This window comes from Dorea chungnamensis, assembly GCF_039832125.1.
Lineage (GTDB): Bacteria > Bacillota > Clostridia > Lachnospirales > Lachnospiraceae > JAFBIX01.
Genome location: NZ_JBDOHT010000007.1, coordinates 1 through 25,004 on the forward strand (window position 1 = coordinate 1; position 25,004 = coordinate 25,004).

26 protein-coding genes are annotated in these 25,004 nt (G+C 39.7%); 5 read left to right on the top strand and 21 right to left on the bottom strand.

Annotated features, from left to right (window positions below; translation table 11 throughout):
• Positions 1 to 1,042: IS1634 family transposase (locus ABE613_RS07495; protein ID WP_510182349.1), on the bottom strand; the 1,042-nt coding region annotated here is incomplete at its 3' end.
• Positions 1,043 to 1,390: 348 nt separating this feature from the next.
• On the opposite strand from ABE613_RS07495, the gene ABE613_RS07500 reads away from it, so the two are divergent.
• Together ABE613_RS07500 and ABE613_RS07505 are read left to right on the top strand one after the other, a co-directional pair.
• Positions 1,391 to 2,782: a citrate/2-methylcitrate synthase gene (locus tag ABE613_RS07500; protein ID WP_347376066.1), complete on the top strand. Its 1,392-nt coding sequence runs from the start codon at positions 1,391 to 1,393 to the stop codon at positions 2,780 to 2,782.
• 325 nt (positions 2,783 to 3,107) lie between these two features.
• Positions 3,108 to 3,530 carry an Hsp20/alpha crystallin family protein gene (locus ABE613_RS07505; RefSeq protein WP_235233382.1) on the top strand — a complete coding sequence of 141 codons (423 nt, stop codon included), beginning with the start codon at positions 3,108 to 3,110 and terminating at the stop codon, positions 3,528 to 3,530.
• A gap of 134 nt (positions 3,531 to 3,664) precedes the next feature.
• On the opposite strand, the gene ABE613_RS07510 is transcribed toward ABE613_RS07505, so the two are convergent.
• The 7 genes from ABE613_RS07510 to ABE613_RS07540 all read right to left on the bottom strand — a co-directional run bounded on the left by ABE613_RS07510 (position 3,665) and on the right by ABE613_RS07540 (position 10,090).
• The gene (locus tag ABE613_RS07510; protein WP_235233381.1) at positions 3,665 to 4,210 is read right to left on the bottom strand and encodes a DUF4870 domain-containing protein; all 546 of its coding nucleotides are present in this window, start codon (positions 4,208 to 4,210) and stop codon (positions 3,665 to 3,667) included.
• A 26-nt stretch (positions 4,211 to 4,236) separates the two neighbouring features.
• Positions 4,237 to 4,476 carry a hypothetical protein gene (locus tag ABE613_RS07515; protein ID WP_235233380.1) on the bottom strand — a complete coding sequence of 80 codons (240 nt, stop codon included), beginning with the start codon at positions 4,474 to 4,476 and terminating at the stop codon, positions 4,237 to 4,239.
• Between the two features lie 18 nt (positions 4,477 to 4,494).
• Positions 4,495 to 4,962 carry an SsrA-binding protein SmpB gene (gene smpB / locus ABE613_RS07520; RefSeq protein WP_235233378.1) on the bottom strand — a complete coding sequence of 156 codons (468 nt, stop codon included), beginning with the start codon at positions 4,960 to 4,962 and terminating at the stop codon, positions 4,495 to 4,497.
• A complete protein-coding gene (gene rnr / locus ABE613_RS07525; RefSeq protein ID WP_235233376.1) occupies positions 4,943 to 7,102 on the bottom strand; it encodes a ribonuclease R in 2,160 nt (719 codons plus the stop codon). The genes smpB and rnr overlap by 20 nt, the downstream gene beginning before the upstream one ends.
• Positions 7,103 to 7,224: 122 nt before the next feature.
• Complete coding sequence (gene secG / locus ABE613_RS07530; RefSeq protein ID WP_235233375.1) at positions 7,225 to 7,467, bottom strand: preprotein translocase subunit SecG; 243 nt, start codon at positions 7,465 to 7,467, stop codon at positions 7,225 to 7,227.
• A gap of 138 nt (positions 7,468 to 7,605) precedes the next feature.
• A complete protein-coding gene (gene eno, locus ABE613_RS07535) occupies positions 7,606 to 8,901 on the bottom strand; it encodes a phosphopyruvate hydratase (protein ID WP_347376067.1) in 1,296 nt (431 codons plus the stop codon).
• Positions 8,902 to 8,974: 73 nt separating this feature from the next.
• Complete coding sequence (locus tag ABE613_RS07540) at positions 8,975 to 10,090, bottom strand: 4-hydroxybutyrate dehydrogenase (protein ID WP_235233371.1); 1,116 nt, start codon at positions 10,088 to 10,090, stop codon at positions 8,975 to 8,977.
• Positions 10,091 to 10,227: 137 nt separating this feature from the next.
• Here ABE613_RS07540 and ABE613_RS07545 point away from each other — a divergent pair, with 137 nt between their 5' ends.
• Positions 10,228 to 11,070: a YitT family protein gene (locus tag ABE613_RS07545; RefSeq protein WP_235233370.1), complete on the top strand. Its 843-nt coding sequence runs from the start codon at positions 10,228 to 10,230 to the stop codon at positions 11,068 to 11,070.
• 27 nt (positions 11,071 to 11,097) lie between these two features.
• Here the strand turns inward: ABE613_RS07545 and glmM are convergent, their stop codons facing one another.
• The 6 genes from glmM to ABE613_RS07575 all read right to left on the bottom strand — a co-directional run bounded on the left by glmM (position 11,098) and on the right by ABE613_RS07575 (position 17,433).
• On the bottom strand, positions 11,098 to 12,444 hold the full coding sequence (glmM, locus tag ABE613_RS07550) for a phosphoglucosamine mutase (protein ID WP_235233367.1): 1,347 nt from the start codon (positions 12,442 to 12,444) through the stop codon (positions 11,098 to 11,100).
• Between the two features lie 172 nt (positions 12,445 to 12,616).
• Positions 12,617 to 13,198, bottom strand: a complete 582-nt coding sequence (locus ABE613_RS07555) for a TetR family transcriptional regulator (RefSeq protein ID WP_235233362.1) — start codon at positions 13,196 to 13,198, stop codon at positions 12,617 to 12,619.
• 88 nt (positions 13,199 to 13,286) lie between these two features.
• Entirely contained in the window at positions 13,287 to 14,690 is a 1,404-nt protein-coding gene (locus ABE613_RS07560; protein ID WP_347376068.1) for a radical SAM/SPASM domain-containing protein, read from the bottom strand.
• Between the two features lie 48 nt (positions 14,691 to 14,738).
• Entirely contained in the window at positions 14,739 to 15,317 is a 579-nt protein-coding gene (locus tag ABE613_RS07565) for a manganese efflux pump MntP (RefSeq protein ID WP_235233358.1), read from the bottom strand.
• Between the two features lie 213 nt (positions 15,318 to 15,530).
• Positions 15,531 to 16,709: a phosphoribosylaminoimidazolecarboxamide formyltransferase gene (locus tag ABE613_RS07570; RefSeq protein WP_347376069.1), complete on the bottom strand. Its 1,179-nt coding sequence runs from the start codon at positions 16,707 to 16,709 to the stop codon at positions 15,531 to 15,533.
• A gap of 10 nt (positions 16,710 to 16,719) precedes the next feature.
• Entirely contained in the window at positions 16,720 to 17,433 is a 714-nt protein-coding gene (locus tag ABE613_RS07575) for an IMP cyclohydrolase (RefSeq protein WP_347376070.1), read from the bottom strand.
• A gap of 166 nt (positions 17,434 to 17,599) precedes the next feature.
• On the opposite strand from ABE613_RS07575, the gene ABE613_RS07580 reads away from it, so the two are divergent.
• Both ABE613_RS07580 and ABE613_RS07585 read left to right on the top strand, forming a co-directional pair.
• On the top strand, positions 17,600 to 18,691 hold the full coding sequence (locus ABE613_RS07580; protein ID WP_347376071.1) for a hypothetical protein: 1,092 nt from the start codon (positions 17,600 to 17,602) through the stop codon (positions 18,689 to 18,691).
• 150 nt (positions 18,692 to 18,841) lie between these two features.
• Positions 18,842 to 19,900, top strand: coding sequence for an acyltransferase family protein (locus tag ABE613_RS07585; protein ID WP_347376072.1), 1,059 nt, complete (start codon positions 18,842 to 18,844; stop codon positions 19,898 to 19,900).
• Here the strand turns inward: ABE613_RS07585 and ABE613_RS07590 are convergent.
• The 7 genes from ABE613_RS07590 to greA all read right to left on the bottom strand — a co-directional run bounded on the left by ABE613_RS07590 (position 19,897) and on the right by greA (position 24,956).
• Complete coding sequence (locus tag ABE613_RS07590; protein ID WP_347376073.1) at positions 19,897 to 20,490, bottom strand: DUF3841 domain-containing protein; 594 nt, start codon at positions 20,488 to 20,490, stop codon at positions 19,897 to 19,899. The genes ABE613_RS07585 and ABE613_RS07590 overlap by 4 nt on opposite strands.
• 106 nt (positions 20,491 to 20,596) lie before the next feature.
• Positions 20,597 to 20,917, bottom strand: a complete 321-nt coding sequence (locus tag ABE613_RS07595) for an MGMT family protein (RefSeq protein WP_235233350.1) — start codon at positions 20,915 to 20,917, stop codon at positions 20,597 to 20,599.
• 99 nt (positions 20,918 to 21,016) lie between these two features.
• Entirely contained in the window at positions 21,017 to 22,195 is a 1,179-nt protein-coding gene (cytX, locus tag ABE613_RS07600; RefSeq protein WP_235233348.1) for a putative hydroxymethylpyrimidine transporter CytX, read from the bottom strand.
• Position 22,196: 1 nt separating this feature from the next.
• Positions 22,197 to 23,012: a bifunctional hydroxymethylpyrimidine kinase/phosphomethylpyrimidine kinase gene (thiD, locus tag ABE613_RS07605; RefSeq protein ID WP_235233347.1), complete on the bottom strand. Its 816-nt coding sequence runs from the start codon at positions 23,010 to 23,012 to the stop codon at positions 22,197 to 22,199.
• A gap of 112 nt (positions 23,013 to 23,124) precedes the next feature.
• The gene (locus ABE613_RS07610) at positions 23,125 to 23,787 is read right to left on the bottom strand and encodes an HAD family hydrolase (protein WP_235233345.1); all 663 of its coding nucleotides are present in this window, start codon (positions 23,785 to 23,787) and stop codon (positions 23,125 to 23,127) included.
• Positions 23,781 to 24,425, bottom strand: coding sequence for a thiamine phosphate synthase (thiE, locus tag ABE613_RS07615; RefSeq protein ID WP_235233343.1), 645 nt, complete (start codon positions 24,423 to 24,425; stop codon positions 23,781 to 23,783). The genes ABE613_RS07610 and thiE overlap by 7 nt, the downstream gene beginning before the upstream one ends.
• 27 nt (positions 24,426 to 24,452) lie before the next feature.
• The gene (gene greA / locus ABE613_RS07620) at positions 24,453 to 24,956 is read right to left on the bottom strand and encodes a transcription elongation factor GreA (RefSeq protein WP_235233342.1); all 504 of its coding nucleotides are present in this window, start codon (positions 24,954 to 24,956) and stop codon (positions 24,453 to 24,455) included.
• Between the last annotated feature and the right edge of the window lie 48 nt (positions 24,957 to 25,004).

Genomic DNA, 25,004 nt, shown 5'->3' on the forward strand with positions numbered 1-25,004 from the left:
ATTTTTTGCCACTAACACCAGTGACTTTAATGGTACGTGGGTAGTATCTGGATTTTCTCTTGTATTCGTTCCCGAGCCATATATAATCGGATTCATCTAATACAAAGTCCTTTAATTCCTGAGTGGCTCCGCGGATGGACATACTGAACACATAACCATCTTTGGTTGGTGTGTTGATGGTATACCAGATGTTATCACCTGTTGTCATGGCTTTATCGGCAACTGTGATGACACGTCCAAGGTCGAACTGCTTTTTGATTCGTCCAAAGTTCGGACGATAAGTGAGACAGTCGTTCGTGTTTCCTGGAAAAAGTTCGTAAGTAATCGGGAGTGCATTGTTATCCATGAAAAGTCCCATCTGTACGATTGGATTTGGACGATGCTCCTTGCATACTCCTTTACGAAGGAAGTCAGTCTGGTTATCTGTTTCAAAGTAATAATTCGTCACATCATAGTAGATAAGGCTGGTATCTCTTCCATAGTTTTTCTTGATTCTGTCGTTCATCCACACTTGAAGGCTTTCCTTGTGTTTGTGAAAGAAATCCAAGCATCTGTAAACGTCATCAAGGGAGTAATTACTTTTTTCGAAGAACCATTCACGGTTGTCAAAAGAAGCTTTTTTTGAAGCAGGAGCAAGGATTCTGGAATAAACCAGCATCTTCATGATCGTGTTGGCATCGTATTTTTCCTTGGTATAGCGTTGACGGTGAATGAGGAACTTATCAATTTCAAGTTCATGATAAATCTTACTAAGAGCAGCGTAACCAAAGTTTTTTCGTAAGCTGTCACCGACGCACAAGCGGTCAGAATCATAGAAAGTGAAGTTGATAGGAGCTTGTTTTGCTCTTTTCTCCTCATTTAATTGATCGACTCTTTTTTGAAAATGGGCAATCGGATCCTCATAGATTTTTTGGAGTTCGTCGAGAAAACCAATCGATTCAATCGTCTTCTGCCTAGAACATTTCTTGACTTTATCATAGTAATTATCAACGATAGAAAGTCTAATGCGTCCGTGGGTGTTTGGTGTTTTTTTTAAGTACATAATTCAGCTCCTTCGATATAATACTTATTATATCACGAAACGTTATAAAACGCCATATATAAAAGTTGAAAATATAAAATAAAAAATGCTCGGAAGCCTTATTCTATAAAGCTTTCGAGCTATATCAGTTCATAACTAACTGCAAAAGTGTGGAGCATATAAATGCCATTTTTTTCTAATAAAAAATTTCAAAGCCAAAGAAATCCCAAGAAAATTCTTGTATTATCATCCTCTTTCGTGTAAAATATTTTAATATACTATGTATAACGAACACCAATTACGATGACGTGATGATAAATTGTAATAGGTGTTTTTTCATTTAAATCTCGGAGAAGCGGAGGAATGAGTATGGCTGAAAATGAATTGACGTACCTTGAAGACTTACACGAAACAGACATTTTAAAACAGAACATAGAAAAATTAGAACAAGAATTGATGAAAAATCACCGGATTGATCCTAACTTATATATTGAATATGATGTCAAACGTGGTCTGCGTGATTCCGCCGGAAAGGGTGTCTTAACAGGATTGACGGAAGTCTCTGATGTCTGTGCCTATAATCTCATCAATGGACGTCAGATTCCTGCTGAAGGTGCATTATACTATCAGGGAATTAATGTAAATGATATTGTAAACAGTCTGAAAGGTCGCAAATTTGGATTCGAAGAAACCATTTATCTTCTCTTGTTTGGAAGACTTCCCAGCAAAACGGAGCTCTCTATGTTTCTTGATGTTATGTTTGAATTACAGAATTTAAGCGGTCGATTTGTCCGTGATGTTGTCATGAAAGCTTCAAACGAGAATATCATGAACGCCATGCAGCGCTGTATTCTTACGCTCTATACATATGACTCTGATCCAGAAAGTATCACTCCTGGAAATGTACTTCGCCAGTCTCTGGAACTAATTGCCAAGCTTCCTCTGATTGCTGTTTATTCTTATCATTCATATCGACATTTCCGTAAGGACGAGACTTTACTGATCCGCAATCCACAGAAAGGGCTGTCTTTGGCCGAGAACATTCTGCTAATGTTACGTCCGGATAGTCAATATACCGAGCTGGAAGCCAAAGTATTGGATATCGCTTTGATTCTTCATGCCGAACACGGCGGTGGTAACAATTCTACTTTCACAACCCATGTTGTCACTTCTTCTGGTACAGACACTTATTCTTCGGTCGCTGCATCTATCGGTTCATTAAAAGGACCTCGTCATGGTGGAGCCAATCTAAAAGTCCAGAATATGTTTGCCGACATCAAAGCTCATATCAATGACTGGACCAACGAAGAAGAAGTAGCCACATATTTGCAAAAGATTCTTAATAAAGAAGCATTTGATCACTCTGGGCTAATCTATGGTATGGGGCATGCTGTTTATACACTCTCCGATCCTCGTGAAGTCATTTTGAAGAAATTCGCCAAAGCACTTGCCGAGGAAAAGGGATTAATGGAAGAATTTGCACTTTACGAACTGGTAGAACGCCTGGCCGGACAGCTAATCATGGAACACCGCAAACTGTTCAAAAATGTCTGCGCCAACGTAGACTTTTACAGCGGTTTTGTCTATACTATGCTAGGCATTCCACAGGAATTATTTACCCCAATCTTTGCAATTGCACGTATGCCCGGTTGGAGTGCTCATCGTTTAGAAGAATTAATCAACGCCGGCAAGATTATTCGTCCTGCTTATAAATATGTGGGAACACATGAAGATTTCACTCCGCTTGAAGAACGGAATTAAAGAATAGAATTATTATTCAACATAAGATATTACAACGAGAGCAGATTTTCTGCTCTCTTTTTTATTGAAATCTCAAATAAAATGATGTTGGGAATCAAACGCCCCACCTATGAGCAAGCTCATATGGGTTTAGATCTTTTGTCCTTGGTATCATAAATTTAAAAATTATAAAAAAATTAGCACTCACCTATTGACACTGCTAACAATATATGTTATATAATAACTATAACAAATAAAACAAAGCAAAATACCACCGGTGATTTCGTATAAAACCAAAACGGATATCTTTTCACCGGTCAGGCATATATTTAAGGAGGAATGACTTATGTTACTTACAAACAGAGGATTTAATTTAATTGATGACATGTTCAATGATCCATTTTTCACCACTTCATATGACCGTACTTCTACACAGATCATGAAGACAGATATTCATGAAAAAGACGGGAACTACATGATCGCAATGGAACTTCCAGGATATGCCAAAGAAGACATCAAAGCTGATTTAAAGGATGGTTACCTTACCATTACAGCTCATAAAAATGAGACAAAAGAAGAAAAAGATGCAAAAGGAAAATGCATCCACAAAGAACGCTACACCGGCACTTGCAACAGAAGCTTCTATGTAGGTGACGAGATCAGCCAAGAAGACATTAAAGCCGCATTCAAAGACGGGGTCCTTCATCTGACATTCCCGAAGGAAGTACAGAGACAGGAAGAACAGCCAAAATTGATTACTATTGAGTAATCTTTAATTATAAAGGGACCAGGTCCCACGTTGTCAGGGAATTATTTCCTTTCTTATATAGATGATCCTATCTTATAAATCTCATATATAAATGAAGCAGTTGTCAACCTGACAACTGCTTCATTTATATAAAATCATTTTAATATTTTAATCTTTCCTATCAAAGGTAATTCTTTTTTCTGTCCTTTACATGCAGCAACAATGCCCATAATCATCAGGATAAAACATGCAAAACTTAAGATATCAAATGCCCACGAAAAGATGCTTTCTCCAAAGTTGATGACAGAATGCAATCCCCACACCCAATCTCCATCTAAAAGATCTATAATAGACGAAACAAGGAATAAAACCAGTCCTTGGTTTGCGTGGAATCTTACATACTGCGAACGCTTATCTCCGGCTAACAATGGGATTAATACCAGGATTCCAAAATAGGAGAGTATACCCATCCCTTTATTTCCGCGTACTTCCTGCGGATCAAAATACTCTTCCGTATCATATGTATACTGTTGTTTTTGATCTGTCTGCTGACCATATGTATACTGTTGTTCCTGGCCCGTCTGCTGACCATATGTATACTGTTGTTCCTGGCTTGTCTGCCGAGGGATCTCTGCCCCACACTGCGGACAGAATCGGATGTCATCATCCACCTTCGCACCACATTTTACACAATATGCCATTCTAATTTTCCTCTCTTTCCTGTGAATTATTCATCTTCCAGTCCCAGTATCTCCGCCAGAACTTCAATAATAATCTCATTTGTACAGGATTTTACATAACCCAACATATGTAAAGATATCTCATCTTGTTTCTGCGCTTCTGTCAATGTATCATCATGCTTCGTCTGATCGATCAGCTGAATTAACTGTGGCGTTAATTCTTCATACATTTCTACCGTCGTCTGTGTCACCAGTTTTCTTAAATCTTCTTTTTTTATTGGTACCATGTTTCCCTCCTTGCTTTGCTATCCAAAGTTACGCACTTTAAAATCCCGCTGCGCTTCTCTTTGCTGGTCTTTTTTTGCAATGTCCTGGCGTTTATCATATAATTTCTTACCTTTGGCAAGACCAATCTCTATTTTCACTAAACTACCTTTAAAATACACCTTTAGCGGTACGATTGCTACCCCTTTTTCTTTTGTCTTTCCGAGTAATTTATTAATCTCTGACTTATGAAGAAGAAGTTTTCGGACACGCAATGGATCTTTATTAAATATATTTCCTTTTTCATAAGGACTGATGTGCATACCATAGATAAAGACTTCCCCATCTTCAATTCGGATAAATGATTCCTTAATACTGCATTTCCCCATACGTAAGGACTTCACCTCTGTGCCGTGCAGAGAAATGCCGGCTTCATAAGTATCTAATATAAAATAATCATGATATGCCTTTTTGTTGTTAGCTATCATCTTACCATTCGTCTTCGCCATCTTCCATATCTCCTTCATCTGCTAATTCAAAATCTATCGTTCGGAGCAGTCTGTCCGTATCAATCACCCGAACGGTCACCTGCTGTCCTAATTTATATGCCTTATGCGTATGCACACCTGCCATTTCATGACGATCTTCGAAATATTCATAATGATCATCTGTCATATTCGCAACATGCACCAGACCTTCTACAGTATTCGGAAGTTCCACATACATTCCCCATTTTGTAATACTGGATATGACTCCTTCAAAGATCTCACCGATATGTTGCTGCATATATTCAACTTTCTTTAATTTAACCGTCTCTCTCTCCGCCTCATCTGCTCTTCTCTCCATCTCGCTGGAATGCTTTGTCACGTCAGGAAGGATCTGATGATAATGTTCCATCTTCTTCTCATTCATCCTTCCCCGCAGATTATCCTTAATGATTCTATGAATCTGCAGATCCGGATATCGGCGAATCGGAGAGGTAAAATGAGTATAATAATTAGCTGCCAGTCCAAAATGTCCGGTGTTCTCCGGTGTATATTTGGCCTGCTTCATAGAACGGAGTGCCAGACGGCTGATCAACGCCTCCTCTGGTGTATCTTCTACTTTTGCAAGCAACTTTTGAATTTCTTTCGGTCTGATTTCATTTACACCAACATGCATTGAATAGCCGAAATTATTAATAAATATTGCCAAAGCACGAATCTTCTCTTCATCCGGTGCTTCATGTGTACGATACACAAAAGGAAGTTCCTGCCAATAATAATCTTCGGCGACAGTCTCATTTGCAAGCAGCATGAAGTCTTCAATAATCTTTGTCGCCACATTGCGGTCATATGGCTTTATCTCAACTGGTCTTCCATTTTCATCTAATACCATCTTTGTCTCTGGGAAATCAAAGTCAATAGATCCTCTTTGTTTTCTGCGTTCCCGGAGAATTCCTGACAATTCCTTCATCAATTCAAACATGGGAATCAAAGTACGATACCGTTCGCATTCTTTTGCATCTCTGTCTACAAGAATCTTTTTGACACTTGTGTAAGTCATTCTTTCATCGACATGGATAACTGTCTCTGCAATCTCATGATCGATTACAACCCCCTTCGGGTTCACTGTCATGATGCAGCTAAGCGCCAGACGATCTTCTCCCGCATTCAGCGAACAGATTCCATTCGAAAGCTTATGTGGAAGCATAGGAATGACACGATCCACAAGATATACACTCGTTCCACGTTCCAAAGCCTCCCGGTCAATCGAACTATTTTCCTGTACATAATTCGACACATCTGCAATATGAACCCCCAGGATATAATTGTCACCATCACGTTCAATCGAGACAGCATCATCCAGATCTTTCGCATCTTCTCCGTCAATCGTCACCATCTGCCAGTCCCGGATATCCTTACGGCCAGCCATATCAGCCTCGCTAACGTCCTTTGCCACACGCTCAGCCTGATTTAAAATTTTTTCTGAAAATTCTACTGGCAGATCATACCCTTTTACAATAGACATAATGTCTGTTCCCGGATCATTGACATGTCCTATAATCTCTATTACTTTTCCTTCAGGCTTGCGTCCTTGTTCACCATATGAAGTCAATTCCACTACTACTTTATGACCATCCACTGCACCTTTTGATTTTTCAACCGGGATGAAGATATCCTGCGCGAATCTCTGATTATCTGGTATCACAAATCCATAATTCTTGTTCGCCTTCATCTGATACAGTCCGACAATCTTTGTCAAGCCTCTGGATACAACCCTTACAATCTTACCCTCCCGGCTTCTTCCCTGTGGCTCCTTTGTAATTACGACTTCTACCTCATCGCCATCAAATGCACCATTTACATGTTCCTCATCAATATATATATCTGAATCCTCACCTTCAATTACAACAAATCCAAATTCTTTCAGGCTCGCGCGATAGATTCCAGTCAGACGTTTCGCCTCTCCTTTGCAATATTTGCCCTTCTTAGAAAGATAGATTTTTCCATCCTCCTCCAAAGATTCCAATACCTCCCGCAGAGCATCTCTCTGATCTTTGGAAACCTGCAGAAGCATTGCAAGTTCTTTGAACTTCATAGGCACATATAAATCATCACAGATCAAATCATAGATTACCTTTTTTCGCTTTTCAAATGTCTTGTCCATCTCTTACAAGTCCTCCATTTAAGAATATTTCCACAAGAAACGATGTCACTTTCATCAAATATACACAAAGAGACACTCCCATACAGGAGTGTCCCACCATTCTCATAAAAATATGCCTTATCTTATGCAAATACTTTTAAATTCAACACTGCTGCCAATACAACAAACAGGATCGCAAGGAACTTCGTAGACTTCACCAGCGCACCTTCCATAGAACGACCTTTGTTCTGACCCCAATAAGAATCTGCCATACCACTGATTGTTCCAAGCCCAGCTGATTTACCTTCCTGCATTAATACGATTGCCGTCAATGCGATACAGTCTATTGCAAATATAATCATTAATACCGTTTTTAAAATCTCCACTTTCTACACCTCCTGCGGATAAACCATACTTATTCTAGCATAAGGAAGACAAAATGGCAAGGAAAATTCAATTGGGGACGTAGTAAAATTAAATTTTACTACGTCCCCAATTGAAAAATGTGGTGTACCTTTTTGACACTAAAATGGATTTTCATACTCGGCGACATCGCCAAGCCGTTCTTCGATTCGCAATAATTGATTGTATTTTTCTACTCGTTCGGATCTGCACGGAGCTCCTGTCTTAATCTGTCCTGCATTAAATGCTACTGCGATATCTGCGATCATTGGATCTGCTGTCTCGCCGGAGCGATGGGATATGATAGTCTTGTATCCGGCGTTTTTTGCCATTTCAATTGCGTCAAAAGCTTCTGTCAGAGTACCAATCTGGTTGACTTTTATGAGAATCGCATTGGCTACTTCTCGTTTAATTCCTTTTTTCAAGCGATGGGTATTGGTGACAAAGAGGTCATCACCGACTAACTGAAGGTCTAACCCGAGTCTTGTCGTTAGTAATTCCCACCCTTCCCAATCTTCTTCATCCAATGGATCTTCAATAGATACAATGGGAAATTCTTCTGCCAGGTCTGCGTAAAAATCGATGAGTTCTTCAACCGAACGAACAATCTTTTTGTTCTTCATCTTTCCTTCGCCTTCGAATACATATTTTTTAAAGCTTTTGTCATATAATTCTGAAGCAGCTACATCAAGTGCAATTACAACTTCTTCTCCTGGTCTATATCCGGATCTTTTGATTGCATCTGTAATAAAGTGCAACGCTTCTCTGGCATCTGGAAGATTCGGTGCAAATCCACCTTCGTCTCCGACTGCAGTGCTGTAGCCTTGTTCTTTCAACAACTTTTTTAATGTATGATAGATTTCTGCACACATTCGAAGGCCTTCCCGAAAACAGACTGCACCGGCAGGCATAATCATGAACTCCTGAATATCAATCGTGTTATCGGCATGTTTTCCTCCATTCATAATGTTCATCATCGGAACCGGCATCCGTTTGGCATTCGTCCCTCCAAGATACGCATATAATGGCTGACGCAGTGCAGATGCCGCTGCCCTTGCAACTGCCATGGACACTCCAAGCATAGCATTGGCCCCCAGATTCGACTTATTTTCCGTTCCGTCTAATTGAATAAGGATTGTATCGATAGCTGCCTGATCTAATACATTCATTCCTATAATTTCAGGGGCAATCCGTGCATTCACATGATCCACTGCACGTTCAACACCAAGTCCTCCGTATCTATCCTCACGATCTCTTAATTCTACAGCTTCAAACTGTCCGGTCGAAGCGCCAGAAGGAACACTGGCACATCCCCAATACTCATCTTCCGCAAGTACTTCTACTTCTATCGTAGGATTTCCACGAGAATCTAATATTTCTCTTGCGTATACATCCGTAATTGGCAAATATTTATACATGAGACATTTCCTCCTTTTTGGGAAATATTATTTGCCAATTCCGGATTTATAATGCGGGATTTCCTTCATATAATTAGTACAATTTTTTGTATATTTCTGCCATCTGCTGCCAAGACAGCTTTACATAACTCTGATTCAACAGACGCTGCTGACTTGCTTCAACACTCTTGGCAAAGCTTTCGATTTCATCCTCTGTCATGCCATATTCATGTAACTGCTTTCTGGAAATAATTTTATCCAGAAGTTTTTCTAATTCTGTATAGACCTGTCTTTCCTCACAATCCAAAAGCTTGCCCAAGAAATGATTCAGTCCCTGGATCTTTCCTTCTGGTTTCAGCTCCTGATACACTGCAAATACGGCTGTTAAGAACTGGTAATTTGCTTCGCCGTGTGTCACATGATATACACCACTTAATGGATACGACATGGCATGTACTGCTCCGGTACCAGCATTTCCAAATGCAATTCCAGCCAGATTACTTGCTGTCAGGAATTCATCCAGAAGATTCCATCGATATTCCGGTCCATTTTCAACAATTTTACGAAATCCATCTATAATCATCTCCATGGCTTTCATACTGAACATTTCTGTATATAAGTTTGCTTTCGGAGACACATAAGATTCAATCGCATGAATAAATGCATCAATCGCGCTGGTTGCAAAAAATGGATATGGCAATTCTCTTAAAAGTTCCGGTATCAGCACTGCATCATCTGCGTAAATCTCATCAACCGCCAAGCCCAGCTTCGTATGCAGGCTGGTTAATTCCGTAATCGATACATTGGACACTTCCGATCCTGCTCCACAGGTTGTTGGAACTGCAATCAATGGGCGAACTTTTTGAAGCGGTACTTTGCGCTGAAATATTTCTTCTGCTCTATAATTCCCACCTAAAACCAAGATCTTTGCCATATCTATGACTGCACCGCCGCCAATTGCAACAATTCGTGTACACTCAGTTCTTGCAAAATCTTGAAGAAGACCATCTATCATAACATCTGTCGGTTCTCCGGCTCCATATTTACTCTTATACTCCACATGTGCTTCAATCTTTAATGGAGCAAAATAAGTCTCATATATATGCCGACTTGCCAGAACAAAATCACCCTTTCCAATCTGATATTCCCTCACAAATTCTTCCGCATCTGCAAATTTTTGAATTTTTGATTTTTGTTGAAAAACTTTCAATCTTCTCTCCTCATTTCCTATTATGATTTCTAGGTATAATATAGCATTCTTTCATTGACTTTTCTATACCTGAGCGTTACAATCGGTGTGGTATCAAGGGTGATCCTTTAATAAATAATATAATTGGGGAATGTATTATGAAATCACAACTGAAAAACTTTGTTTTATTAACTCTGAGTACACTGGTTATGGCAGTTGGCATCTATTTCTTTAAATTTGCCAACAACTTTACTTTTGGCGGTATTACAGGTCTCGCAGTCTTAGTCGCCAGATTATGCCCAATTTCTGCCGGTGATTTTTCTTTTATCGCCAACATGATTCTATTGCTGATTGGCTTTATTATCCTGGGGAAAAAGTTTGCAGCTAAAACAGCATATAGCAGTATTTTATTATCTGTAACTTTATCGGCATTAGAACGCATCTATCCTATGTCCCATCCATTAACTGATCAGCCAATCTTGGAACTTGCATTTGCAATCGCACTTCCTTCTATTGGCTCTGCAGTATTATTCAACATTGGTGCTTCCAGCGGTGGAACGGATATTGTTGCTATGATTATGAAGAAATACACCAGCATGGATATCGGAAAAGCATTGCTTGCTACTGATTTTATCGTTACATTAGCTGGTTGTTTTGTCTTCGATATAGAGACAGGATTATATTCTTTCCTGGGATTGGCACTTCGTTCTTTTATGATTGATGGTTTTATCGAAAGTCTGAATCTTTCCAAGTATTTTAACGTTGTCTGTTCCAATCCGAAACCAATCTGTGATTTTATCAGAGATGATCTTAACCGAAGTGCAACTATTGTATTGGCTCAAGGTGCATTTTCCGGCGAAGATAAATACATTTTGCTTACGGCATTAAACCGGATGGAAGCTATAAAACTTCGTAATTTTATCAAGGAGAATTCTCCAGATGCATTTTTATTGATATCAAATACCAGTGAGATCATAGGAAAAGGGTTCCACTCAATCTAGAGTGGAACCCTTTGTATTCAGAAAACTTTATTCAACAATCAGGCCTTCTGCTTTAATCACTTCAATCACCTGGTCTACATATTTCTCACATAACTCATCTGTAGCCGCCTCAACCATAACACGAATCACAGGCTCTGTACCACTTTCTCTTACCAGAATACGTCCATCGTCACCTAAAGCTTCTGACACTGCGTTGACAGCTTCGATCACTGCAGGATTCTCTCTGGCAGTCTTCTTATCAGCCACACGGACATTTTTCAATAACTGCGGATATATCTTAACTTCTTCTGCAAGTTTTGCCAGGCTTTGCTTTTTCTCCAGCATTACTTCCATGAGCATAAGAGATGTCAGGATTCCATCTCCTGTTGTCGCATGCTTACTAAAGATAATATGTCCAGACTGTTCTCCACCAAGTGAGAAATTATTACGAACCATATTTTCATATACATATTTATCGCCGACAGCCGTTTTTTCATATTTTAATCCAACTTTATCACAAGCTTTATATAAGCCCAGATTAGACATGATCGTAGTCACAATCGTATCGCCATTCAGACGCCCATTTTCTTTCATATATTTTCCACAAATATACAGGATCAGGTCTCCGTCAATGACATTTCCATTTTCATCGACTGCGATACATCTGTCCGCATCTCCGTCATACGCAAATCCAACATCCAGATGATTGTCTTTCACATGCTGCTGCAATACTTCAATATGCGTAGAACCACAATTGGTATTAATGTTCGTTCCATCCGGTTCACAGTTAATCACATATGTCTTAGCCCCCAATGCATCATAGACACTCTTTGCAATGGCAAATGCGCTTCCGTTAGAACAATCCAGACCAACCTTCATATCCTCAAAAGAACGTGTTGCCAGAGATATCAGATATCCAATATAACGATTTCTTCCGGCTGCATAATCAACGGTACGGCCAATATCTTCCTTCTTAGCCAACGGAAGTTCCCCTATCTCACCGTCAATGTATGCCTCAATCTTCTCTTCCACTTCAGCTTCCAGCTTGTGTCCCTTTCCATTAATAACCTTAATTCCATTATCATAAAACGGATTATGACTTGCAGAAATCATAATACCACAGTCAAAATTATCAGTCCTCGTCACGTATGATACACTTGGTGTTGTAGTTACATGCAATAAATATGCATTAGCACCAGACGCCGTGATACCTGCAACAAGCGCATACTCAAACATATAACTGCTTCTTCTTGTATCCTTACCAATCACTACCTTTGCTTTATGATCCTGACCATAATACCATCCAAGAAATCTTCCCACCTTAAATGCATGTTCAACCGTCAAGACCTCATTTGCTTCCCCACGGAACCCATCCGTTCCAAAATATTTACCCATAATAAATCTTCTCCTTTATGAATTTTGGCTTATTTACCATTTTTTTTGCACAATCATCACATATATCTTTATTATTATATAGTTTTTTGATATAAGATACAACCACATTTTTCAAATAGGGACGTAGTAAAATTGCATTTTACTACGTCCCTATTTGAAAAATGTGGTGTACCTATTTGATCACTTTTTCTCCATCTTCCACAATATCAAGTAACGAATGTGTCATAAGAAATTCATAGAATTTCAAAGCATCATCCGCTGATATCTGATTCCCAGAGTATAGTATCCAGCTTTTAATTCCATTCATCAATGTGATTGCCTGAAATTTTGTAAATATTTCTTCATTTATAATCTGGGAACGGTCTTCGATTTTTACCGGATGCTCTGCCAACATTCTTTTTGCCAGATCATAAATCTGATTATATAACATCTCTTCAAAAGAGTTCTGGCCACTTATAGTAAACACTTTTTCATAATACTCTTTGTCTATCTCGAATTTTCGAAAAAGCATTTTCAGAGCTTCTTTGTCCATATCCATATTAACGAGTTCTGTCACACTTTTGAATACATCTTCCCAGAGAAGCCATTCCATTACTTCATATTTATCCTGAAAATAATTATAAAATGTTGGCCTGATAACGCCGGCTTCATCGGTGATCATCTTAATCGTTATCTTTTCAAAAGACTTTTCGATAACTAATTTTTTAAACTTTTCACCAAGCAAAGCTTTTGTCATCTCGCTCTTACGTTCCATTTTATCACCTTAATTTTTATTATTGGATATTGTAGCACATTACATCTCTTGGAAGCAAGTGAACTTCTCTGGAGAAGATTTGATGTTTTTACTTATTTCCAGATTTATAATTCTGGTATCCTTCTCTATGATATGGATGTTCTTCCCATATTCTGTCTGCAGATTCTTTCCAGTTCTGTGCATATTCCAGACATTTTCCACAAAGGTGTTCTGCAGATTCCGGTGATTGTAGATCTGTTGATTTTGCCCCTGTTTCTTTTACCATCCTTTGCAATATCTCCGGATTCTCAAGCATTGGACACGGTCTCAGATGATTGTTATTAAATGGCTGGTTATCTCGGTATGCCATGAACAATGGCTGTTTTAAAGCATCCAATAAAGACACCTCTCTAATATTAGCCCCTGAGTAATGGATAAATACACACGGTTCTACGTCACCATTCGGATTGATGTGGCAATAATTTCTTCCACCGGCAATACATCCTCCAACAAATTCTCCATCGTTCTGGAAATCCATAGCATATATTGGTTTTCCACCCTCCATCGAACGGATTTCCCGAACTCTGTGGTACATGTATTCTCGCTGTTCTTTTGTAGGAAGTAACTCAACTGCTGCTTCATTTCCTACCGGCATATAATGAAAATACCAGGTAAAACGGCAACCCTTTTCAATAATCAAATCTAAAAATTCGTCGGAAGTTACGGTTTCTATATTTTTGCTTGTATAGCAGATAGATGTTCCGAAGATCTGTCCATGCTTTTTCAACAAATCCATCGCATGCATAACTTTATCATATACTCCTGCGCCACGTCTCAAATCATTCACTTCTTCAAATCCTTCCAGACTGATGGATAAAGACAGGTTTCCAACTCTCTTCATCTCTTCGCAAAACGCATCATCTACCAGTGTCGCATTGGTAAATGCATGAAATGCGCAATCGTTATGTTTCTCACACAGCTTTATAATGTCATTTTTTCTGATCAAAGGTTCCCCACCTGTATACATATAGAAATAGATTCCTAATTCTTTCCCCTGTGTAATAACACTATCAAGCTCGTCGTATGTAAGATTCAACTTATTGCCATATTCTGCCGCCCAGCAGCCAGTACAGTGAAGATTGCAGGCGCTGGTTGGATCCATTAAGATCAACCATGGGATATTGCAATCATATTTCTTTCTCATCTCACGAATCGTTTTCGTCCCATGAAAAGCTGCTTCATACCCCAGATTCAGTGCAGTCTGCCGAATTACATGAGAATCAAGTTCATCCAAGGCCCGATCAACATACTTCATCCACTTATTCTCTGGATTGCGAATCAACCGGCGAGCTGCCTCATAACTCTCCGTCGAAAAATTATCTCCCATATACCGTTCTGTCAGATCTACAATCTGCAACAATCCTTTTTCTCTGTCTTTGTTAACATGCTTTAAAGCCAGATCAATAGCAGCTCCATAAGCACTTCTTGCAGCTTTGTGTGTTAATGTACCCATAATAAATTCCTCCTTTATTTTTCCATCAAAATGATATAAAACATCCGATTAAACATAATAGTGCAACATCACATCTGCACTAGAGATTAATAACAATGCACCTCCGATCCAGTAAGCATGACGATTATGCTTTAATCCCAACCGATAACCAACAATAATTCCGAATATTACTTCTAATACAGTTACCGGAAATAATGTAAGTGCCTGACAAATCATCTCTGTATCCAAAAATCCTAATCCAACTCCTGCAAAAAAAGCATCTATACTGGTAAGTGCTGACAAAATCGTTGTTGTCTTCCAGTCAATAGTATCCTGACGCCTTTCCAGTACATTCTCCCGTTTTATGCCCTTACAGATCATGTATATGCCGAGTCCTGCGAAGATCAGAACCGTAAGTCCCTCCCAACTGTCAGCCATATCTTGCGCATGCGCCCACGAGAACATCGGAAGCAATGTAATCAGATTGCCAATCAATAACGTTCCAAGCTGCATCCCTCCAAATAAAAAACATAACCCCACCATATTTTTTATTTGAATCTTGGAAAATCCCGCACCGATATAGGCAACTGCCACAAATGCATCAATAGACAGTCCCACTGAGACCAGCAAAATCTCTACAACGGACATTCGCATCACCTTCCTTTAGATGATATTTTATCGGGAAATGTCGAAAAATTGAATCTACAAAGAATTGAGAACGTTTTAAGAATGCTACAATTTTGAAGATTTGTAGCGAAAACATATCAAAAAGGTACACCCCTCTTTTCATTTGGGTACACCGTAAAATGAAAATGGGGACGTAGTATTTTGCAAAAATACTACGTCCCCATTTTTATTTTTTTAATGATGGAACAGACGAAGTCCGGTAAATGACATCACCATTCCATATTTATTACATGTATCAATAACATTATCGTCCCTCACAGAGCCGCCTGGCTGTGCAATATATTTCACACCACTTTTATGCGCACGCTCAATGTTATCCCCGAATGGGAAGAACGCATCAGATCCAAGAGAAACGTCTGTCATCTTATCTAACCATTCTCTCTTGGCTTCTCTTGTAAATACTTCTGGTTTCTCTTTGAAGATATTCGGCCATGCATCATCTGCAAGTACATCCATATAATCTTCTCCGATATACAGATCAATAGCGTTATCTCTGTCAGCACGTCTGATAGAATCAACAAATGGAAGATTCATAACCTGTGGAGACTGTCTTAGCCACCAGTTATCTGCTTTCTGGCCTGCCAGACGAGTACAATGAATTCTGGATTGCTGTCCTGCTCCGATACCGATCGCCTGTCCGTCTTTTACATAACATACAGAATTAGACTGTGTATATTTTAAAGTAATCATAGAAATCGCCAGATCAATCTTAGCCTGCTCAGTCAGCTCTTTATTCTCTGTTACGATATTTGCGAAAAATGCATCATCAATCTTCAGTTCATTTCTTCCCTGCTCAAATGTAATTCCAAATACATCTTTGTGTTCCAACGGTTCTGGTTCATAATCTGGATCAATCTGGATCACATTGTAATTTCCGTTCTTTTTCTGCTTCAGGATCTCCAATGCTTCCGGTTCATAACCAGGCGCGATCACACCATCTGACACTTCTCTTTTAATCAGTCTTGCAGTATCTACATCACAGACATCTGACAGAGAAATAAAATCGCCAAATGAAGACATACGGTCTGCACCTCTTGCCCTTGCATATGCAGATGCCAGAGGAGATAATTCTCCGAGATCATCTACCCAGTAGATTTTTGCCAATGTATCTGAAAGAGGAAGTCCAACCGCCGCCCCTGCTGGTGATACGTGCTTAAAAGACGTTGCTGCCGGAAGTCCAGTCGCTTTTTTCAATTCACTGACCAATTGCCAGCCGTTGAATGCATCTAAAAAATTAATATAACCCGGGCGCCCGTTCAACACCTGAATTGGAAGGTCACTTCCATCTGCCATATAAATCTTTGACGGCTTCTGATTCGGATTACAGCCATACTTTAACTCTAATTCTTTCATGTTATCCTCCTTACTGGTTCTTATTTACAATCTTTGTCTCGTAAGTTCCTGTTGTGATATCAATATAACGCACAAAAAGGGAAACTTTATTATCTTCATTTAAGCTGTTCCACAACATCTCTGTAAATGCATTCATATCATCTGGAATTGCAATCAGCTTCGGTTCTCCTTCAAAACTTGGCAATGGGTTGCCATCGCACTTGTATGTATGGATGAAATGACCTTCTCCTGCTGCTGGATTCTCATATGCAAATGTATAACGATTACAGCTGTCTGGATTACCATTATTACTCTTTAAAATGGACATCGCATAATTATAGTTACCCTTTTCAATATGCATGATACCTGAAATTCTTGGTGTGTAATTCGGTCCGTCCGGTTCAAACTCACGGCTTCTCAATGACTGCTCAAATGTCATCTGCTTATCCATACCTTCATAGATCGTATCCGTCTGATCTCCATTCGTTACGATCGTCTTATTGCCAAGCACACGAACAGGTGCATAGATAATCAGACTTGGATCGGTAAGTTTTGACGGATCAAACGCTTGTGTGCGGATTCCCTCTCCTTCTTCAACAAAAATACGGTTACGGCTATTCTCACTTCTTCCCATAATAAAATAAGCAGTCACAGCCTTAGTTCCGTCTGCACTTCTTCCAATGATAATTCCACGTCCAGGATAAGAATTTCCCTGTAATTCTTTCTCGATTGATAACATTTCCATGAATACATCTCCTTTTTCGTTGGTTTTGAACTGTTATTCTATTATATATAATATACGACCTTTTTTCCAGTCATATTTCAAACTTCTTAGCCCTTCTATTGAAGCGCTTAAATTGTAATGATACAATGTCTATAATCAGACAATTCTAAAAGGAAGGAATATTTTTATGAGAAATTCAAAATTATCTATTCTTTTTTGCATTCTATTGGCAATACTGCTTTCAGGATGTAAAAGTAAAGATACAGCTGATCAATATGTTGGCGAACAGATCACTACTATGAAAAATTCTGCCCCCGAAAGTTTTGCTTCCCTTCTGGATGATGGGATTGCAAAAAGTAACGAAACCTATGTATTGCAGTTCCCTGAAGAGTTAAAAGAACCTTATCTCGAATTCCTGCAATCCTCTTTTCAGACAATCCAGTTTGAAGTGGCCAAAGCCAAAGAAAATGATGACGGAAGCTATTCTGTCCAGATTACTTATACCCCTGTCAATATTGGAGAAACATTAAGTTCCAAAAATACTGAGCTGACCTCTTCTCTGGAAAGTTCCAGTCTTACAGAGGCAGTTTCTTCTGTATTAAAAGAGGACTGTAAGATACTTGCTGATTCTCCAGTTTATAATGATGAGATTATATCCACCGTAAAGCTGACCCAAAATGCTGACGGATATTCCATTGATGAAGACAGTATGTTTACATTTTTGTCTCAGGCGCTCTATGGATATATGGAACCATACAACATTGTCTGTGAATTATTTGATGCGCAGGATTTTCTTACTGCTTACCTTGACGCATCTTTTAAAGGTGATGTTGTACAATTTGCCAAACATACTGGCCGTACTGAAGAAGAAGCTCTCGCATGGTATGAATCAGATGTTTTTGATTCTCCTTCAGACTTAAGTTTTGCATATGTGTCCAGATATCAGGAAGCTTTAAAAGGAATTATGAAGCAATGTCAATACACCGTAGGCATTCCTCAAAAAGAATCCGGGATCTATAGCTACACAGTAGATGTTACCGTAATTCCCAACAATAGTCTGCTCAACGCTTTTCAGGAATTCAAACAAGGAACCTATTATTCCATTGACGAAGCTTCTTTGGGTCTTGTACAGGCAATGGAAAAATATAGTGCATCGCCTGATTATGGTACAGAAACCGTCTTAAATGTTCCAATTAATATGAATTCCTTACTAAATGCAGGAAATGATGATTCTGAATTATCCAATCTGGCAGCTACAATACTTCCTTTACCAGAGTAAAATTCTGATCTGCTTAATAAAATGTAACAAATTTGTAAATATTTTTTGAATTTTTTTATATACTTTACTTCTTGTTCCCTGCTTTTGCCTGAGTTAAAATGTATGAAGTTAAAAACGACATTTTAAAAATTCATGAACAGGGGACTAAATATGAAAACAACAAAACAACGAGATTATCTGTTCGATAATTATAAAGTTTTTTTAATTGTATTAGTCGTTATCGGACATTTTATTGAACAAAGCTATGAATATAACTCATTTTTATATACATTAAAATGGCTGATTGTATCCTTTCACATGCCAGCTTTTATCTTTATATCAGGATACTTTTCCAAAAGAGAACTCTCTTTTAAAACGCTATTTCGCAAACTGGTAATTCCTTACATTGTATATGAACTAATGTATTATCTTTTGTATATTATAATTATCCATAAATCAACCAGACTTTATCTAATGTACCCAAAATTCTCTTTGTGGTATATTCTGGCTCTCTTTATCTGGCGCCTGCTCACTCCTTATGTTAAGAAGCTTCCACACTACATGATGCTTTCTGTTACAGCCGGGCTTCTTATCGGATGTTCCAGCATTCCAGATAATTTTTTAAGCATTCCAAGAGTTCTGGTTTTCTTCCCTTTTTTCCTGGCTGGGACTTTATTCGACCGCGATATTCTAACAAGACTTCGTAACCGTAAGAACCAGTTTCTGGCATTGACTGGTATTATTGCTTTTACCTCTTTTCTAATATTAGAACCATTGCACAAGAATCTGTCACCAAAGATTTTTTACGGAAGATACAATTACAATTATCTTGGACAGGGTTCCCTGGAAGGAATTCTCTGTCGAATGATTTGTTACGCAATTGGATTTGGAATGACTTTTGCAATTGCACTTTTAATATCTGAAAAGAAAAATCAATATTCTTATATTGGCACACGCACCATGGCAGTTTATTTGTTCCACGGATTAATTTATTCTTATTTGAAAGGATGCACTAACATCCTGCAAAATGTAAACACACTTTTTGAATCTATTTTACTGATTCTTTTTTGTATTTTACTAACGATAGCTTTATCTTCCTCACAGTTGACTACTTTTACCAATACAATTTCCAACTTGCATCTGAGGGATTTTATGGCACATCTAACCGATTACAATATTATATTACCGGAACATGTGTATAGATACAGCAATCGCAGATTAGCCCACTAATCTGCGATTGTTTCTCCTGGCCTGACAATCTTTTTTACCCATTCTTTTCGAATCTCCCAGAGATTGCCACACACGTTAAAAATAGTCCAATTATCAATCTCAAAACATCTCTTCCAACTTTCTCTTATCCGCTGTTCTTCTTCCGGATACATTCCTTTATATCTGCCTTCAATGAACTCAAACCCATTCGCAACTCCAAGATCTTTCAGATGCTGCTTATAAGCAGCCGCATCTTCCTCATCCTTCGGAAGATAGATACGATTCAGCACATAATCCCATTTCACATCGTCAAAATACATTACCTGCTCTTTAGGGACCTCCAGAACATAAACCACCGTTCCAGGAATCGGTCTCAGACAGTTCTCTTCACTGATAGAGCACCAGATTGGTGCCTGTACATCATCCGGCTTGGGCACTCTTTTTGCCGCTTCTTTCGTAAACCAGTCATAACTCTCCATAAAAAGTGGTGCGATATCCCCAAAATGCATCTCTACATACACTCTTTGATTAATGATTCTTCCATCCCTTTCCAATTGATATAACGTCTTATCATTCTGCCGGGTATAAAGTCTAATCATCTCCTGCCCCATACATGAACCTCTCTTCCTGTGAATTATAAGTTTATTCTTACTATTTCTTCCTTTTTTGTCAAGCCAAACCTTGCGATCGCTACTGTAACTTCTTGTTCATCACCCTTCAAACTCTTCTCTTTGTCCACTGATAGTTCTTCATATCCACATGCCCATCAATGAATTCTACCCCTTCAGCCTCCAGGAGCTCTTTTTGGAGGCTTCCATCGGTTCCTCCAAATGCCCTGGAAGTTCTCCCTTCCTTTGTCACAACGCGGTGACAGGGTATATCACTCTCGAAAGGGACCGCGTGTAAAGCATATCCCACTACTCGGGACCAGCGGCGATTTCCTGCCAATTCCGCGATCTGTCCGTAAGAAGCCACTGTTCCCCTGGGAATCTGACGGACAATATCATAGATTTTTTCAAATGTGTTCTGATTCTCCATCTCTACATACCATCTCTCACAACTTGATTATCTTTGTTGCAGTCTTCTCCTGAAATACCTCATCATGTTCTACAAATATCATGGTCGGGCAATAAAAATCTATGATTTAGAAACAGAATTTATAATCTTGTTTACAATCAGGCAAAGGATGATCGTAATGATCATATCCGGCAGTGTATTTCCCACTATCATATCAACATTCATGAGAACTCGATATGCAAGAAAACCAATGACCCACACTGCCATATTCGGTACATTTACCATGCTCACGCTATGATCTTTCCTCAAAATAAAGAAATCTGCAATCTGAATGGCAATCATCGGTGCAAATACAGAACCAATCAGATACAAGAAATCAGTAATATTATCCATCGGATATACGATTGCTGCAGCCGTTCCGATAACCGTCACTGCAACTGCCACATGCTTTCCATTCCATTTTGATACAATGGACTCACTGGAAATTCCGGCAGAATACGCATCCAGAAATGTTGTAGTAACTGTGGAAAAGATAATGATCAGAAGTCCTGCTGCGCCAAGTCCTGCCTTCAGCATAATCTGTGCAATGTCATATTCTCCGGTATAGATTGCCGCACCCATTCCAATGACATACATCCAACAACTCACAATTCCATACACAATGGCACTGGCTGCTGTTGCTTTGACTGGTTCTTTCGCTTCTCTGGTATAATCACTGATCAACGGAAGCCAGGATAACGGCATTGCTACCGACAATTCTACAGCAGCTCCGAATGTCATACTTTCATCTGCCGCCATGCCTACAGCACCGCTGTCAAAGAAGATAACTTTGCATAAGATCAGTGTCAGGATAAATAATGCTGTCATGGCAATCACATTTACCTTGCCAAGATTGGTAATTCCAATCATGATCCAGAGCACAATCAATGCTCCGATAATCAGACACCAGATCCATCTGCCGGTACTCATAATCCCGTCTGCCGCCAGGGCTCCATCATATATCATAATTGCGGTCCATCCCACAAGCTGAAGCACATTTAACACAGAGAACAAAAGACTTCCTTTCTGTCCAAAGCTCATTTTCACTGTTTCCATAGCACTCTTTCTGGCTTTTCCGCCGATTACTCCGGCCAGGAATAACATGAGACATCCGATGATATGTCCGACGATAATCGCCGCCAGACCTCGTCCAAATCCAAGCGGCGCCAGATAAGTACCTGTCAGAATCTCTGCAATGGAAACACCTGCACCAAACCAGATCATCCCATTTTCAAAGATAGAAGTACGTTTTTCTTCCATACTATCGTACCTCCTCCGCAGTTTTTGCATATTCTCCGGTCAGATTAAATGCGTGGTTCATTGGACCGCTGCCTTTGCCAAGGTCAAGCATTGCGCCAAGTGCCCCGGAAATATATGCTTTGGCACGTTCCACCGAAGTATCCAGATCGAATCCTTTTGCAAGGTTCGAAGCAATTGCACTGGAAAGTGTACATCCGGTACCATGGGTATTCGGATTGTCAATTCGTTTGCCATAGAACCATTTATAAGCGCCGTCGCGATATAACAGGTCATTAGCATCATTCAGCTGATGACCGCCTTTACACAACACTGCACAATGATAAGTCTCACTGATCACTTTGGCTGCCTCAATCATATCTTCTTCTGATTTCACGGACATACCGGACAGAACCTCTGCTTCCGGGATATTCGGAGTCAGAACGCACGCCATCGGCAGCAAACATTCTTTTAATGTAGCAATTGCATCATCACTAATTAGTTTTGCGCCACTGGTCGCGACCATGACCGGATCCACCACTATATTCTCAGCCTTATATTCTTTTAATTTGTCAGCAATCGTCGTAATCAATGGACTCGCTGATACCATGCCGATCTTCACTGCATTGGGATAGATATCGGTAAATATATTATCTAACTGCTCTGCTAAAAATTCAGGAGTCACCTCCATAATTCCGGTCACGCCAGTTGTATTCTGCGCTGTTAAAGCTGTAATTGCGCTCATAGCGTATACGCCGTTACTGATCATTGTCTTAATATCCGCCTGAATACCGGCGCCTCCGCTGGAATCACTGCCAGCGATTGTTAATGCTGTTCTCATCTCTCATTCTTCCTTTCTTCTTTTGATAGCATTAATTTTTTATAGCGACATAAGGTGGTGCCCCCAATTTGCCGCTGAAGTAAGCATCTGAAATTCATTTCCATCTTTTTATTCATATCCCAGATGCATATTTCCAGAATCTGTCAACTTCCGTCATATCTTCCAGATAAAGCTCTGCCGTCTCTTGGATCTTTTCATTATCATCCGCACTAAATCTGTCATACACGCCTACCGTGTGAAAGCCTGCTCTTTTTGCCGTCTCAAGTGCGTGAAGCACATCCTCAAATACACAGATCTCCTCGGGTCCTGCCTCCAGATATTCACTGGCCTTCTGATAGATAACGGGACGATTCTTTCCTGCTCCGACTTCCGAACAGGTAAATATTTTCTCAATGTAATTCGTTATATTCAGTCGCCTGAATGCTGCCTCCACCAGTTCTCTTTCACTGGATGTTGCCACGACCATCGATATGCCCTTCTGGTACAGGCTCGCCAGATAGTCTGTCACACCGGGCTTTAACTGAACTTCATTATAATAAAAATCTCGCACTGTATCCAGCACTCCTGCAATCATCTGATCTACGCTTTGCTCTAAATGATAATGCTCTTTTAAATATACTGCGCCTTCTTCAATTCCAAGGGGAAACAATATCTCGCTCAGTCCTGGTTCTGGTTTCACTCCTTGCTTCTCAAGATAACGCACGCCTACATCCTGCCAGATCTCCATTGAATCCAGGAGTGTTCCATCCACATCAAAAATGATTCCTTTTAACATGATTCCACCATTTCTTTGGTTAACTTTTTTAATTCTATTGTTGCGTTTTTTATATCCTTCTGTGCAAATATGGCGCTAATGACTGCGATTCCACTTGCTCCATTTCCAGCAAGCTGTAATACATTGTCCTTACTGATTCCTCCAATTGCCACCACCGGTATCTTTACGGCGTCACAGATTGCTTTTAATGTTTTATGGCTGATTCCCTTGGCATCTGCCTTCGAATCCGTGTGAAACACCGCACCCACTCCCAGGTAATCGGCTCCTCTCTTCTCAGCAAGCAACGCCTGTTCCACCGTCTTGGCTGTCACTCCGATGATCTTATCAGGGCCAAGTTTTTCACGGACATTTCCAGCCTCCATATCACTCTGCCCCACATGGACCCCATCTGCATCCACAGCAGCTGCAATATCCACATTGTCATTGATGACGAATGGAACATGATATCTCCTGCATAATTCTTTTATTTCTCTGGCTTCTTCCAGAAAATGCTCTTCATCCAACTCCTTTTCCCTTAATTGCAGAAAAGTAACGCCGCCTTCCAGCGCCTGTTCGACCTGGCTGTATAATGTCTTCCCATCAAGCCAGCTACGATCTGTAATAGCATATAACAACATATCTTCTTTTTTACAGTTCATCTGGATGTCTCCTCTCTAATTTAATCATTAGTATTTTCTTAAAGTATCGCAAGAATCATCCGTCGTCTTATCGATCTTCTTGATAATCACATAGTATCCATCCTCACCGTTGGTCTTAACCTTGACCCGATCGCCGACCTTATGTCCCTTTATTGCTTTCCCAAGCGGGGATTCAATACTGATCAATCCCTGAAGTGAATTACCACGCACGCTGGTCACAAGCCGGTAAGTCTCCGTCTCGTCATCCTCTTCAAAATAGACATCCACCGTATTGTTAATCCCTATCTCATCATCCCTCGAAACATCCGATATAATCCTTGCATTCTTCAACATCTTCTCCAGATAACGGATACGGCTCTCATTCCGATTCTTATCCTGTTTCGCTGCCTTATATTCAAAATTCTCACTCAAATCCCCCTGAGCCCTTGCTTCCTTCACCGCTTCCAGCTCCCTCTTGCGAACCACCAGCTTCCGATATTCAATCTCTTCCTTAATCTTCTGTACGTCACTTTGCGTCAGTTGCTCTCCCATAGCATTCTCCACTTCCTTGTCAATTCATTTATCCTCTATTCTATCCTT

Bases quoted from the DNA above. Each gene is read 5' to 3' on its own strand.
- ABE613_RS07580 (WP_347376071.1), top strand. From the start codon at position 17,600: ATGAGAAATTCAAAATTATCTATTCTTTTTTGCATTCTATTGGCAATA.
- greA (WP_235233342.1), bottom strand. From the start codon at position 24,956: ATGGGAGAGCAACTGACGCAAAGTGACGTACAGAAGATTAAGGAAGAG.
- ABE613_RS07575 (WP_347376070.1), bottom strand. From the start codon at position 17,433: ATGGAAATGTTATCAATCGAGAAAGAATTACAGGGAAATTCTTATCCT.
- ABE613_RS07545 (WP_235233370.1), top strand. From the start codon at position 10,228: ATGAAATCACAACTGAAAAACTTTGTTTTATTAACTCTGAGTACACTG.
- ABE613_RS07505 (WP_235233382.1), top strand. From the start codon at position 3,108: ATGTTACTTACAAACAGAGGATTTAATTTAATTGATGACATGTTCAAT.
- ABE613_RS07590 (WP_347376073.1), bottom strand. From the start codon at position 20,490: ATGGGGCAGGAGATGATTAGACTTTATACCCGGCAGAATGATAAGACG.
- ABE613_RS07555 (WP_235233362.1), bottom strand. From the start codon at position 13,198: ATGGAACGTAAGAGCGAGATGACAAAAGCTTTGCTTGGTGAAAAGTTT.
- eno (WP_347376067.1), bottom strand. From the start codon at position 8,901: ATGTATAAATATTTGCCAATTACGGATGTATACGCAAGAGAAATATTA.
- ABE613_RS07565 (WP_235233358.1), bottom strand. From the start codon at position 15,317: ATGTCCGTTGTAGAGATTTTGCTGGTCTCAGTGGGACTGTCTATTGAT.
- cytX (WP_235233348.1), bottom strand. From the start codon at position 22,195: ATGGAAGAAAAACGTACTTCTATCTTTGAAAATGGGATGATCTGGTTT.
- smpB (WP_235233378.1), bottom strand. From the start codon at position 4,962: ATGGCGAAGACGAATGGTAAGATGATAGCTAACAACAAAAAGGCATAT.
- thiD (WP_235233347.1), bottom strand. From the start codon at position 23,012: ATGAGAACAGCATTAACAATCGCTGGCAGTGATTCCAGCGGAGGCGCC.
- rnr (WP_235233376.1), bottom strand. From the start codon at position 7,102: ATGGACAAGACATTTGAAAAGCGAAAAAAGGTAATCTATGATTTGATC.
- glmM (WP_235233367.1), bottom strand. From the start codon at position 12,444: ATGGGTAAATATTTTGGAACGGATGGGTTCCGTGGGGAAGCAAATGAG.
- ABE613_RS07610 (WP_235233345.1), bottom strand. From the start codon at position 23,787: ATGTTAAAAGGAATCATTTTTGATGTGGATGGAACACTCCTGGATTCA.
- ABE613_RS07515 (WP_235233380.1), bottom strand. From the start codon at position 4,476: ATGGTACCAATAAAAAAAGAAGATTTAAGAAAACTGGTGACACAGACG.
- ABE613_RS07570 (WP_347376069.1), bottom strand. From the start codon at position 16,709: ATGAAAGAATTAGAGTTAAAGTATGGCTGTAATCCGAATCAGAAGCCG.
- ABE613_RS07585 (WP_347376072.1), top strand. From the start codon at position 18,842: ATGAAAACAACAAAACAACGAGATTATCTGTTCGATAATTATAAAGTT.
- ABE613_RS07500 (WP_347376066.1), top strand. From the start codon at position 1,391: ATGGCTGAAAATGAATTGACGTACCTTGAAGACTTACACGAAACAGAC.
- thiE (WP_235233343.1), bottom strand. From the start codon at position 24,425: ATGAACTGTAAAAAAGAAGATATGTTGTTATATGCTATTACAGATCGT.
- ABE613_RS07560 (WP_347376068.1), bottom strand. From the start codon at position 14,690: ATGGGTACATTAACACACAAAGCTGCAAGAAGTGCTTATGGAGCTGCT.
- ABE613_RS07595 (WP_235233350.1), bottom strand. From the start codon at position 20,917: ATGGAGAATCAGAACACATTTGAAAAAATCTATGATATTGTCCGTCAG.
- ABE613_RS07510 (WP_235233381.1), bottom strand. From the start codon at position 4,210: ATGGCATATTGTGTAAAATGTGGTGCGAAGGTGGATGATGACATCCGA.